Origin of the sequence: Rhizobium sullae, assembly GCF_900169785.1 — a bacterium.
Taxonomy (GTDB): domain Bacteria; phylum Pseudomonadota; class Alphaproteobacteria; order Rhizobiales; family Rhizobiaceae; genus Rhizobium; species Rhizobium sullae.
In genome coordinates this window covers 47,568-60,316 of record NZ_FWER01000013.1, presented here as the reverse complement: position 1 = coordinate 60,316, position 12,749 = coordinate 47,568, and the positions used below count along the sequence as shown (strand labels likewise).

9 protein-coding genes and 1 pseudogene are annotated in these 12,749 nt (G+C 61.1%); 5 read left to right on the top strand and 5 right to left on the bottom strand.

Going from position 1 to position 12,749, the window contains the following annotated elements:
* Positions 1 to 191: 191 nt before the first annotated feature.
* On the bottom strand, positions 192 to 1,379 hold the full coding sequence (locus BN1800_RS13520) for an efflux RND transporter periplasmic adaptor subunit (RefSeq protein WP_027510113.1): 1,188 nt from the start codon (positions 1,377 to 1,379) through the stop codon (positions 192 to 194).
* Between the two features lie 48 nt (positions 1,380 to 1,427).
* Positions 1,428 to 2,240, bottom strand: a complete 813-nt coding sequence (locus BN1800_RS13515) for an alpha/beta hydrolase fold domain-containing protein (RefSeq protein WP_027510112.1) — start codon at positions 2,238 to 2,240, stop codon at positions 1,428 to 1,430.
* A gap of 165 nt (positions 2,241 to 2,405) precedes the next feature.
* Between BN1800_RS13515 and BN1800_RS13510 the strand changes: the two genes are divergently transcribed.
* The gene (locus tag BN1800_RS13510) at positions 2,406 to 3,317 is read left to right on the top strand and encodes a LysR family transcriptional regulator (protein ID WP_027510111.1); all 912 of its coding nucleotides are present in this window, start codon (positions 2,406 to 2,408) and stop codon (positions 3,315 to 3,317) included.
* A 235-nt stretch (positions 3,318 to 3,552) separates the two neighbouring features.
* Here the strand turns inward: BN1800_RS13510 and BN1800_RS13505 are convergent.
* A pseudogene (locus BN1800_RS13505) lies at positions 3,553 to 4,453 on the bottom strand (SDR family oxidoreductase).
* Between the two features lie 55 nt (positions 4,454 to 4,508).
* Positions 4,509 to 5,249, bottom strand: coding sequence for an SDR family oxidoreductase (locus BN1800_RS13500; RefSeq protein ID WP_086998431.1), 741 nt, complete (start codon positions 5,247 to 5,249; stop codon positions 4,509 to 4,511).
* A 122-nt stretch (positions 5,250 to 5,371) separates the two neighbouring features.
* Here BN1800_RS13500 and BN1800_RS13495 point away from each other — a divergent pair, with 122 nt between their 5' ends.
* The 4 genes from BN1800_RS13495 to BN1800_RS13480 all read left to right on the top strand — a co-directional run bounded on the left by BN1800_RS13495 (position 5,372) and on the right by BN1800_RS13480 (position 11,737).
* A complete protein-coding gene (locus BN1800_RS13495; RefSeq protein ID WP_027510108.1) occupies positions 5,372 to 6,274 on the top strand; it encodes a LysR family transcriptional regulator in 903 nt (300 codons plus the stop codon).
* Positions 6,275 to 6,325: 51 nt separating this feature from the next.
* Positions 6,326 to 6,913 (top strand): DNA-3-methyladenine glycosylase, encoded by a 588-nt coding sequence (locus BN1800_RS13490; RefSeq protein WP_086998209.1) that lies wholly within the window; start codon positions 6,326 to 6,328, stop codon positions 6,911 to 6,913.
* A 478-nt stretch (positions 6,914 to 7,391) separates the two neighbouring features.
* Positions 7,392 to 8,567, top strand: a complete 1,176-nt coding sequence (locus BN1800_RS13485) for an efflux RND transporter periplasmic adaptor subunit (protein WP_086998205.1) — start codon at positions 7,392 to 7,394, stop codon at positions 8,565 to 8,567.
* The gene (locus tag BN1800_RS13480) at positions 8,564 to 11,737 is read left to right on the top strand and encodes an efflux RND transporter permease subunit (RefSeq protein ID WP_027510105.1); all 3,174 of its coding nucleotides are present in this window, start codon (positions 8,564 to 8,566) and stop codon (positions 11,735 to 11,737) included. The genes BN1800_RS13485 and BN1800_RS13480 overlap by 4 nt, the downstream gene beginning before the upstream one ends.
* On the opposite strand, the gene BN1800_RS13475 is transcribed toward BN1800_RS13480, so the two are convergent.
* The gene (locus BN1800_RS13475) at positions 11,738 to 12,748 is read right to left on the bottom strand and encodes an acyltransferase family protein (protein WP_086998202.1); all 1,011 of its coding nucleotides are present in this window, start codon (positions 12,746 to 12,748) and stop codon (positions 11,738 to 11,740) included. It abuts the gene before it with no gap.
* Position 12,749: the final 1 nt, after the last annotated feature.

The following is a 12,749-nucleotide window of genomic DNA, read 5'->3' as shown; positions in this document are numbered from 1 at the left end:
TCCGGCGGTTGGGAGACCGCCGGCGGGTCATTTAGTTGGCTCATTCTCGCTTCTCCCCACCTGGGGAGAAGATGCCTGTCAGGGCAGCGAACGACCGAGCGATAAGCGGCGGGCGCGTTTGCCGCGACTGCTCCCTCATCCGACCCTTCAGGCTACCTTCTCCCCGCTGGAGAGAAGGGAATAGCCGACGCCTACTTGGCCGCCACCTTCTCTTCCATCTGCGGCTCGACGATCGCGCCCGGACGGATGCGCTGCAAGCCATTGACGACGATCGTGTCGCCCGGGTTCAGCCCGCTTTCGACGACGCGAAGGCCGTCGCTTACGTTGCCGAGCTGAACCGGCCGGTAGCTGACCTTGTTCTCGCCGTCGACGACGAAGACGAACTTCTTGTCCTGATCGGTACCGATCGCGCGTTCGCTGACGAGAACCCTGTTTTCGGCTTTCGGCTGCCCCATGCGGACGCGCACGAACTGGCCGGGAAGTAGCTTGCCGCCCGGATTGTCGAACACCGCACGTACTCCGATCGTGCCGCTTGCGGCATCGACCTGGTTGTCAACCAATTGGAGCTTGCCCTTGATCGGCGTGCCCTCATCGGCGAGCGTGCCGACTTCAACCGGGATCTGTTCGAGCGGACGGACTGCACCGTCGCCAGCCGGAAGCTGCGACAGCGCCTTCGTCACCATCTCCTCGCTGGCGTTGAAGCTCGCATAGATCGGATCGACCGAGACGAGCGTCGTCAGTGCTGGTGAAGCCGAGCCTGCGGCGACAAGGTTGCCGGCGGTGATTTCCAGCTTGCCGACGCGGCCGGAAACTGGAGCCCGGACCTCGGTATAGCTGAGATCGAGCTGAGCCGATCGCAGCGCCGCCTGCGCGGTACGAAGCCCTGCCTGCGCCTCGGTATAGGCGCTCTGGCGCTGGTCCATATCGCTCTGCGAGATCGTGCGGCTGTCCGAAAGCCGGCGTCCGCGCTCAAGCTCGATCTGCGCCAGGCTGACCTTGGCCTCGGCAGAAGCCGCCTGCCCTTCGGCCTGCGAAACCGCGGCCTGATAGGGGGCCGGATCGATCGTGAAGAGCAAATCGCCGGCCTTCACCAGCGCACCTTCGCGGAAGTGAGCCGACTGGATGGCGCCCGCGACGCGAGAACGCACCTGAACCCGGTCGACCGCTTCCAAACGGCCAGAGAATTCTTCCCAAGCAGTCACATTACGGGCAGCAACGACAGAAACCGTCACCGGTACGGCGGGAGCCTGTGCAGGAGCGGAAGCAGCCGTGGCAGCAGTGCTCATCGGCAATTCAAAAAAGACGGCGGCTGCTGAAACAGACGCAACAAGCCCTATGCCAGCGCCCACCAGGGCCCAGCGCTTCTTTCTGGACGTCATTGGTACTCTCCTTGCGGCCTTTTGTGGCCGGCGATAATCAGTTCGTTTTCAATGCAATTGGTGTTGAACGCTTAACTCCTGGACGAAACTTCCGAACTCGCGGCTGATGTTTTCCTGCCAGTTCGAGGTGCCGACCGTTTTCCCGCCGTAGATAGATGGCCAGCCTGTCCCGGCGGGGAGGATATGCTGGCGGACCCCGACGCCTGCCTCTTTGAGGCGGGCGGCATAACCGACGGTCTCGTCGCGCAGAGGATCGTCTTCCGCGGTGAAAATCAGCGCCGGCGCAACCCCGGAAATGCGCGAACAGAGGCAGGGTGCCGCATAGGGGTGGCAGCCGCCACCGCTGAGATAGTGGCTCCACCCTTCCGTCCAGCTCTGGCGCATGCCGATGCCGTCCGCCTTGCGGATGGAGGACGTACCCATGAACGGATCGAGGAGCGGCGAAAGCAGGATCTGGCCGTCGAGCGCGTTGGCATAATGATCGCGTGCCTTCAGCGCTACACCCGCGGCAATATTACCGCCAGCCTCTTCGCCGGCGATCAGAAGCAGTGAATTGCGATCGCCAATGCCGGATGCGCGCTTGTTGGCAAGATAGGAAAAAAGGGAGTAACCGACTTCGAGCGGTTTCGGAAAGACGTTGCCGAGCGGCGCATTATAGTCAGGGACCGCAACGATCGCACCGGCTTTCGCCATGCTCTCAGCAACCGCACTTTCCTTGATGCCTGACTGCAGGAAGGCGCCGCCGTGAAAGAACAGAACGATCGGCGCCCCCTTGCCGAATTCGGCGCCCTGATAGACGCGCGCGGAAACGGGGCCGATAGCCACCTTCTCCAGCACCATGTCTTTCACCTGCACCGTCATCGGTCGGGCTTTCGCTTAATGGGATGTAACGCACGGCAAGCAGCCATGGCTTGCCAATCTTGCAAAAAAGATATTGTTATTCACATCGCGGAATAAGAAGCTGTATTATGATTACACTGTTCCGAATTTCGAATAATATCGCAGTGCAAACTGTGGAGATTTCCGATGGACCAGCTCTCGGCAATGCGCGCCTTCATACGCGTCGTTGAGACGGGCAACTTTACACGGGCGGCTGACACGCTCGCAATGCCCAAAGCAACAATCACCAATCTCATCCAGGGACTGGAAGCGCATCTGCGCACCAAGCTGCTCAACCGCACGACGCGGCGCGTCATGGTCACGACCGACGGCGCGCTTTACTACGAACGCGCCTCCCAGATTGTTTCGGAACTCGAAGAGCTCGACGGCAGCCTTTCCAATTCCCAGAGTCTTCCAACCGGCCGCTTACGCGTTGAAATGTCAGGCGCTTTTGCCGACACCATTATCGTGCCGGCGCTCTGCGACTTTTATCTGAAATACCCGGATATCCGCATCGATCTCGGCGTCAGCGACCGCACCGTGGACTACCTTGCGGAGAATGTCGATTGCGCCCTTCGCGCCGGCACGCTCGCCGATCAGTCGTTGATCGCAAGGCGGGTGTCGGAAATCGAAATGGTCACCTGCGCATCGCCCCGCTACATCGAGAAATTCGGCATGCCCTCACGCCCGGAAGAACTCGAAAGTAGCCATTACGGCATTAACTATTTCCGCGCGCAGACCGGCCGCATGATGCCGTTCGTGTTCAAGAACGGCAATGAAGAGATAGAGGTGAACCCGAGATACATCGTCTCGGTGAATGACGGCAGAACATTCATGAGTGCGCTCACCAACGGCCTCGGCGTTGGCCAAATGCTCCGTTTCATGACGCGCGAAGCAATCGCAAAGGGAGAACTCGTTCAAGTTCTGCCGGAATGGAAGCGCGATCCGCTGCCGCTCTACGTCGTCTATCCGCCGAACCGGCACCTGAGCAACAAGGTGCGCGTTTTCGTGGACTGGATGGTAAAGCTGCTCGCCGACGCGAAGCTCAACGACGCTTGAAAACGGAAGCGGCCCGGAAGGCAGGGAAACCTTCGACGGGCCGCGATCGGATAAACTTCGAATTTCGAGCCCCGCGTCACCAGGGAAAATGGCCCGGCAGGCTTTTGGAGGTTGGCGTCCCGGATGGGGATTTCCGTTCGCTCCTTGCCCAACAAATATAATTGCATCCGGTCGGATTGTAAGACCGTAACTTCGAGCATCACCGTTCAGAAAAACGGAACAATGCCGCAGAACGTCAACCCCTAACGTGAGTCTTGAGCAAGTCTTCGAGGCCGATGCGGCGATACATCTCGGCGCGAACCCGGTCGGCAACGCCGTTTACGATCTCCGCGCCATCTTGCGACGGGTCGATATGCATGCGGAACGGGCGGCTCCCGAAGGGCATGGCGACGACTTCGGCAATGGCGGCGGCAACCGAGCCCGCATCGGCATCGGCTGGCTCCAGTGCGGCAAGACCGTTCAACGCCTGCTCCGGAACGCCCTTATAGGGGCCTTCGCTGTATTCGGTGGCCACCGCTGTATCGGCGGGCGAGCCGGAATGGGCGAAGTGGTTGGTGCCTTTGGTGAAGGCGCCGGGAACGATGATCGAGGTCTCGATGCCCCAGCGGCTGAGTTCGGCAGCGTAGGAGACGGCAAGCGAGTCCATCGCCCTTTGCGGCGAAGTACGGAGAAAGGTACGGAGGCGTGCCACCGCGGGCGCTCGATGACGACACCCAGACGACCAGCCCTTTGCCCTGCCTACGCAGATAAGGCAGCGCTGCCCGGTTCACGCGCTGCGTCGAAAGCACGTTGATGTCGAAGAGCTCGGCGAACTGTTCCGGCGTGAACGCCTCTGCCGGACCAAAGGACATGTGGCCGGCATTGTGTACGACGGCATCGAGGCGGCCGGCCTCGGCGATGATCCTGGCGATACCGGCTTCGACCGAAGTACCGGAGGCGACATCGAGTTCGACGGAGCGCAAATCCGCGCCGTGCTCTTTGGCGAAAGCGGCTGCATCGGCGACCGCTTTGGCATTGCGGCCTTCGGTGGCGCGCATGCCGGCGTAGACGATGTGGCCTTCCCTAGCAAGGGCGCGGGCAGTGAGAGCGCCGAAGCCGCTCGATGCACCGGTGATGATGATAACTTGCTTGCTCATTGTCCCATTCCTTCTTTCACGAGGTGAATTGAGATGGTTGGCTGGATGTTGCGCATCAGACCATGCCGCCGTTGGCGCGCAGGACTTGGCCGTTGACCCAGGAGCCGTCCGGACCGGCGAGGAACGAGACGGAGGCAGCGATATCTTCGGGCGTGCCTAGGCGCTCGAGCGGGTTCATCTTCGACATGCGGCCGACGAGTTCGTCGGATTTGCCGTTGAGGAAGAGATCGGTGGCCGTCGGGCCGGGAGCGACCGCATTCACAGTGATGTTCCGGCCGCGCATTTCCCTCGACATGATCGCCGTCAGCATTTCGACGGCGGCCTTGGTGGCGGCGTAGACGCTGTAGGTCTCAAGCTTGACGCCGACGACGCTGGTCGAGAAGTTGATGATCCGGCCGCCGTTGCGCAGGCGCTTGCCGGCCTCGCGGAGCGTGTTGAAGGTGCCCTTGAGGTTGACGCTGACCTGGCGGTCGAAATTGGCATCATCGGCGTCGGCGATCGAAGACAGCATCATGATGCCGGCATTGTTGACGAGAACGTCGATGCCACCGAAGGCCGCTTCGGCCGCATCGAACATCCGCCGCACGGCCTCTGAGTCGCTGACGTCGGCCTTCGCCGTCAGCGCCTTGCCGCCGGCCTGCTCGATCTTCTGCACCAGTTCTTCGGCGGGAGCCGCGTTGCCGGAATAGTTGATGACGACGGTAAAGCCGTCCTTGGCGAGACGTTCCGCGACAGCGGCGCCTATGCCGCGGGAAGCGCCGGTTACAAGGGCGATCTTGTTGTTATTGCTGGTCATTTTCTTTCTCCTTCGTTCAATTGCGCCGTAGCGCATTTCGATGAGGAGAAGATGCCGCTTTTCAATCTGCGGATAATGACGCATTCTTCGGCATCACTATCCGGAAGATACGAACAAATAGAATGGACAGATTCGATGCTATGCGGGTCTTCTCCCGCGTCGTGGAACGCCGCAGCTTTACGCTCGCAGCCGAGGACACCGGGCTGCCGCGCTCGACGGTGACTGACGCCGTCAAGCAGCTCGAAGCCCGACTTGGCGTCCGCCTGCTGCAACGCACCACCCGCCATGTCAGCCCGACGCTCGACGGCGAAGCCTACTATCAGCGCTGCCTTTCGATTCTGGCCGACATCGAGGACGCCGAGGGGGCCTTTGCCGGTGTCAAGCCGAAGGGCATGTTGCGAGTCGATGTGCACGGCACGCTTGCCCGGCATTTCGTGCTGCCGAGCCTGCCGTCCTTCCTGGAAATGTATCCGGATATTGAATTTTACATGAGCGAGGGCGACCGGTTGGTCGATCTCGTGCGCGAAGGCATCGATTGCGTGTTGCGCGTCGGCGTGCCGCAGGACAGCGATATGATCGCCCGCCGCGTGGCGATGCTGGAGGAGATTACCCTCGCCTCACCCGCCTACATCGAGCGCCATGGCATGCCGGAACATCCAGACAGCCTCGATGGCCACCGTATGGTCGGTTTCCGGTCCAGCGCGACGGGCGGGCTGCTGCCGCTGGAATTCATCATCGACGGTCAGGTCCGCAATGTCATGATCCCGGCCACTGTCTCCGTCAATGCAGCCGAGAGCCTTCATGCGGCGGCGCGCTGCGGGCTAGGCATCATCCAGGTGCCGCGCTATCACGCCGGACGCTACATCGCCTCCGGCGAGCTGATAGAGATACTGAAGGGTTTCCCGCTGACGGAAACACCAGTCTCGCTCCTCTACCCGCGCAACCGCCAGCTTTCGCCCCGGGTCCGTGTCTTCATCGACTGGCTGGTGAATATCTTTGCGCAGCAGCGAACAAATTTCGGGTAGCGGTGCCCGGCACGCGATGATATCCGCCGGAATCAAGCGACGGGAACTTGAATGACGAATAAGAGTGCCATTGGAAAGGCTGCCTTGACCGGCGGCGACCTCCGAAGCTTCTTCGAGCGCGACGCGATCGCCGTCGCCCGCGATCTCATCGGCTGCCACCTGCTTGTCAACGGCATGGGCGGGCGCATCACGGAGACGGAGGCCTATTTCCCGCATGACGAAGCCTCGCACAGTTTCCGCGGCCCGACCAGGCGCAACGGCGCGATGTTCGGCCCGCCGGGTAACGTCTACATCTACCGCATCTACGGCATGTACTGGTGCCTGAACTTCGTCTGCACGCCAGGCTCGGCCGTTTTGATCCGCGCGCTTGAACCTGAAAATGGCATCGCCCATATGATCGAGCGCCGTGGCACCGATGTGCTCACCCAGCTCTGCAGCGGTCCCGGCAAGCTTTGCCAGGCGCTCGATATCGACATCGCCATCAACAACCGTCTTCTCGATCGCCCGCCTTTTTCGATCTCGCCCTCCGCACCAGTTCCGATCATCTCGGGCCTGCGCATCGGCATAACGAAAAATGCCGAAGCTCCATGGCGCTTCGGCATTCAGGGCTCGCGATATCTGAGCAAGCCGTTCCGCTGATCATTCCATCACCGCTGTGGTCCGTTGATACGGGCGCAGCCTTGGGCTTGCGCAAGAGCAGCGCCAGCGGCATCACCGCGAGCGAATCAGCATCAGCAGCTTGAAGTCGTCCATACAGGCGATGATCGTCGATTCCGCAGGGCACGGTTAAGGCCAGCTTCCGAAACCAGGAATTCGGGTGTCTGGAGCGTCGCTGGCAAGAGTTGATTGTCGAAACCGGTAATCCCGGTCAGTTTCTCAAACTGCCGGCGATTGACGTTTGCAATTTTTGTCCACTGACGTTTATAGTCCGATTTCAGAGAGTTACCGGAGCAGAACTTCGGCCTTTTTGCATGCTGGCACGCCTGCCGGACGGCATGCTGTGTGACCAGGACAGCAAGACGAACGCGGGAAAGCCGGGTTTGACACAGCAGATATGAATCGCATCGTTACCGCATAAGTTTGGCGGCATACCGGCCGCCCAGAATGGGGGATCGTTATGCTTTACTCTCTTCGCAACATACTGACGCTTGCCTGCCTTTCCATGCTTTCGCCGATCGTCGCGATTGCCCAGGAAGCCCCGCCTGCCCCGCCCGTCACGGTTGCAAAACCCGTCGTTCGCGATGTCGTCGACAGCGACGAGTTCATCGGCCGCTTCCAGGCTGTCGACGAGGTCTCCGTGCGATCGCGCGTCGGCGGCTACCTGCAGGAAGTCCATTTCACCGATGGCGCGATGGTCAAGAAAGGCGACCTACTCTTCGTCATCGACCAGCGCCCCTTCGTCACCGCGCTCAATGAAGCAACCGCTGCACTTGAAGTCGCCAAATCGACATTGATTTACGCCGAGGCGCAGTTCAAACGCGCTGAATCACTTGCCACCAGCGGCAGCCAGTCGGTCTCGACGCTCGATGACCGGCGCCGCGAATGGGTTTCCGCACAGGCCAATGTCCGCGGTGCCCAGGCCACGGCCGATCGCGCCGCGCTCGACCTGGAATATACGAAGATCACGGCTCCGATCAGCGGCCGGATAGACCGCCGGCTGATCTCCGCCGGCAACCTCGTCCAGGCCGACCAGTCGGTGCTGACGACGATCGTTTCGCTCGATCCGATCGACTTCTATTTCGACGTCGACGAGCGCCGGCTCTTGAACTTCGCGCAGACGGCGCGTGCCCGAGGCAGCGACCTTCAGCAGGGCGGCGGCGGTCTTGAGGTGCAAGTCCGCATCACGAATGCCAATGAGAAACCGTTCACAGGCAAGCTCGATTTCGCCGAAAACCGTGTCGACAACGAGACCGGCACGATGCGTGTCCGCGCCCGTTTCGCCAATCCGAACTTCGTGCTCCTGCCCGGCCTCTTCGGCCGCGTGCAGGCAGAAGCATCCAACGTCTACAAAGCCATTCTCGTGCCGGATGAGGCGATCGGAACCGACCAGAATGAGCGCGTCGTCTACGTCGTCGGCGAAGACGGCACGGTTTCCACCAAGCCCGTGCGCCCCGGCCCGCGGCTTTACGGCTACCGCGCCATCCGCGAAGGCATGGACGGCAAGGAGACGATCATCGTCAACGGCCTGATGCGCGCCCGCCCCGGAGCCAAGATCACGCCGCAGATGACGGAGCTGCCGCAGAGCCGTGAGGACATCCCACCGGAAGCCGCAGGCATGGAGTTCGCGCAATGAGGTTCGCGCATTTCTTTGTCGACCGGCCGATCTTCGCCTCGGTGCTCTCCATCGTGCTGCTGATTGTCGGCGGCATTGCCTATTTCCAGTTGCCCGTCGCGCAATATCCCGAGATTGCGCCCCCGACCATCGTCGTGCGCGCCTCCTATCCGGGTGCGGATGCCGAAACCATCGCCAGCACGGTTGCGACGCCGCTCGAACAGGAGATCAACGGCGTGGAGGACATGCTTTACATGTCTTCCTATTCGACAGCGGACGGTTCCATGGCGCTCACCATCACCTTCCGGCTCGGCACCGACCTCGACAAAGCTCAGGTTCTCGTCCAGAACCGCGTTGGCATTGCCGAACCGCGGCTACCGGAGGAGGCCCGCCGCATCGGCATCACCACGGCCAAGAGCTCGCCCGATCTGATGATGGTCGTGCATGTACTGTCGCCGAACTCTCGCTACGACCAGCTCTACGTTTCGAATTATGCTCGCACCCGCATTCGCGACACGCTCGTCCGCCTCGATGGTGTGGGCGATGTGCTCATCTTCGGCGAACGCGAATATTCGCTGCGCATCTGGCTGGATCCGGAGAGGCTTGCAGCATATGGCATGACCTCCAGCGATGTGGTGCAGGCACTGCGGGACCAGAACGTCCAGGTGTCGGGCGGCTCAATCGGTGGCCCGCCGAGTTCCGGCACCAATGCATTCCAATATACGGTCACGACCGAGGGCCGTTTCTCAGATGCGCGGCAATTCCGCTATGTCATCGTCAAGGCGACTGCGGACGGTCGTCTCGTGCAGTTGCAGGACATTGCCCGTATCGAGCTCGGCGCGAAGGACTACGTCACAAACAGCTATCTGAACGGCAAACCGGCGGTCGCCCTCGGTATCTTCTCCCGTCCCGGAACGAATGCGCTGGCTGCCGCCGATTCGATCAAGACGACGATGCAGGACCTGTCGCAGGATTTCCCGCAGGGGCTCTCCTACGACATCGTCTATAATCCGACGGAATTCATCGCGGAATCGATCAACGAGGTCTACAAGACCATCGGTGAAGCTGCGCTCCTCGTGGCGCTGGTGGTCCTCGTCTTCCTGCAGTCCTGGCGCACGGCGATCATCCCGATCGTCGCGATCCCGGTGTCACTGATCGGCACCTTCGCCTTCCTGCTCGCATTCGGCTTCTCGCTCAACATGCTGACGCTCTTCGGCCTCGTGCTGGCGATCGGCATCGTGGTCGACGATGCGATCGTCGTCGTCGAAAATATCGAGCGAAATCTCGCGAAGGGCATGACGCCGAGGGAGGCGGCACATGTGACGATGAACGAAGTCGGCACCGCAGTCGTGGCAATCTCGCTGGTCCTCATCGCGGTCTTCGTCCCGACGGCCTTCATTCCAGGCATTTCCGGCCAGTTCTACCGGCAGTTCGCCGTCACCATTGCGGTCGCCACTGCCATCTCGGCGCTGAATTCGCTGACGCTGTCACCGGCACTTGCGGCGATCGTTCTAAAGCCGCACGAACATCATGAAAAACGGCGAAACCCGATTTCCCGGTTCGGCCGCGCACTTGCGAACGGCTTCAACACTGGCTTCGACAAGACAAGCTCGGGCTATTCGTGGGTCGTCCGGCACACGGTGCGGACCTGGACGGCGTGCGGAGTTGCGCTTCTCGTTTTCGCGGGCCTGCTTGGCGCCACCTATTATATGAGTACGATCGTGCCCCGTGGTTTCGTACCTGTCATGGACCAGGGCTACGCGATCGTCGTGGTGCAATTGCCGGAAGGCGCCTCGCTCGCGCGCACGGACGCCGTCATCCAGCAAGCATCGGAAATCATCAGGAATACGCCTGGCGTCAAGAACGCCGTTGCCTTCTCCGGCTTCAGCGGCGCGACTTTTACCAATGCGTCAAACGCCGGTGTTGTCTTTGCGGCTTTCGATACGTTCGAAAACCGGCTGGAGCACGGCCAGAACGCCAACCAAATCATAGGTCAATTGTACGGCAGCCTGCAGAGCATTCAGGAGGCTTTTATTATCGCCATTCCGCCGCCGCCGATCGCCGGCATCGGCAATGCCGGCGGCTTCAAGATGCAGCTCATGGATCGCGAAAGCGCCGACATGCGCCGCGTGCTGGGGATTGCCAATCAAATAATGGGCCAGGCAAACCAGACGGAGGGGCTCACAGGCGTCTTTAACACCTTCTCAACATCAAGCCCGCAATACTTCCTGGAGATCGATCGCGACAAGGCCCGCGCCTTGAACGTGCCGATCCCGAATATCTTCGACACGCTCTCCATCAATCTCGGCACGTCTTACGTCAACGATTTCAACGCCTTCGGCCGCGTTTACCAGGTTCGCGCGCAGGCAGATCAACAGTTCCGCATCGAGCGTGACAATATCCTTGCGCTCAAGGTGCGGTCGGCGACCGGCGCGCTTGTGCCGCTCGGTACGCTAGTCGACATCCGCGATACCAGCGGCCCTGCGCTTGTCCAGCACTACAATATGTATGTGTCGGTGCCGTTGCAGGGCAATGCCACCCCGGGAACCTCGACCGGCAGCGCCCTCGACAAGATGGAAGCACTCGCCGAGAACGCCCTTCCTGCAGGAACGACGTTCGAATGGACGGAGATCGCCTTCCAGGAAAGAAGCACCGGCAATACCGCGATCTATATCTTCGGGCTTTCGGTGATCTTCGTCTTTCTGGCGCTGTCAGCGCAATATGAAAGCTGGGTGCTGCCGCTGGCAATCATCCTGATCGTGCCGCTCGCGATCCTTGGGGCGCTGCTGGGAGTCCATCTCCGCGCCATGGACAATAACATCCTGACGCAGATCGGCCTCATCGTGCTGATCGGCCTTGCGGCGAAGAACGCGATCCTGATCGTCGAATTCGCAAGGCAAGCCGAAGAGGAAGGCAAGACGCCGGTGGAGGCGGCGATTGAAGCCAGCCATCTGCGCCTTCGCCCGATCCTGATGACCGCATTCGCCTTCATCTTCGGCGTCGTGCCGCTGATGATCGCGACGGGGCCAGGTGCGGAAATGCGCCAGTCGCTCGGCACCGCCGTCTTCTCAGGCATGCTCGGCGTCACGATCTTCGGCCTGTTCCTGACACCGGTCTTCTACGTCGTGCTGCGCGCCCGTCGGCGCAAGCCCGTCGAACCGGCACCAGCCGCGGCTGAAGGAGCAACCTGATTAGGAAGGGCGCCTTGCAAGCGGGCGGCGCTTGAGTTCTCCGTCCCACAGCAGCTTGCGCAGCGGCTTTTCGATCATTTCGTAGGCCGCGACACCGAGGAGCGTTCCGCTGCAGATAGCCACAACGACCGCAAGGCTGCCGGGGATGCCGAGGATGCCGGCAGCAACCTTGATTGCGACCGATATGGCGAGCGTGTGCCATAGGTAGATGGAATAGGATGCGTCGCCGAGATAGGTGAGCACCGGGACGCGGCCGATGCTGCCGTCTGCCTCCAGCGAGACCATGCCGAACACCAGCGCCATCGCAAGCGGCCCGCATATGAATTCGTCGAACTCGGCACCTATCAGGTGAATCGCCGCAAAACCGCAGAGTGCGGCGCCGACACAGGCAAGCCCGAGGCTGTTGCCAGCGATCCAACGCCGCAGCCACAGTTCGGCGATGATGACACCGCCGAGGAATTCCAGGATGATCGGCCGCGTGTAGGTGGCGAGCATCGGCGAAGACGGCTTCCATATGAGACCAATCAGGAAGAAGAAACCGAACGCCACGGAGAGGAAAAGCAGTCGCCACTGGCGCGGCAGGAACAACGCGCCTGCAAACAGGACATAAAAGAACATTTCGAAATTGAGCGTCCAACCCTGGACTAGGACCGGCCAGATCTCGCCGCTGCTCGGCGAGCGCACGGGAACAAAGGAGAGCGAGCCCAGGACATGGCCAGCGTCAAGCTTCAGGTTCGGAAACAATCCTGCCAGCGCTCCGCCGATCATGATGACCGTCACCAGCCAGTATGAAGGTGCGATACGGCGGATGCGGTCAAGAAGGAAGCGCTGCGGCGTCAGGGGCTTGCGGTCGCTGATCACCCACATGATGAAGCCGCTGATGACGAAGAAGACGTCGACGCCGGCGGAGCCAATCGCGAAATGCCCGCCGCTTCTTTCTGCCGCGTGGAAAACGACAACGGCCAGTGCCGCAAAGGCACGCAAATATTGGATCCCGTATAGGGTCTTCATG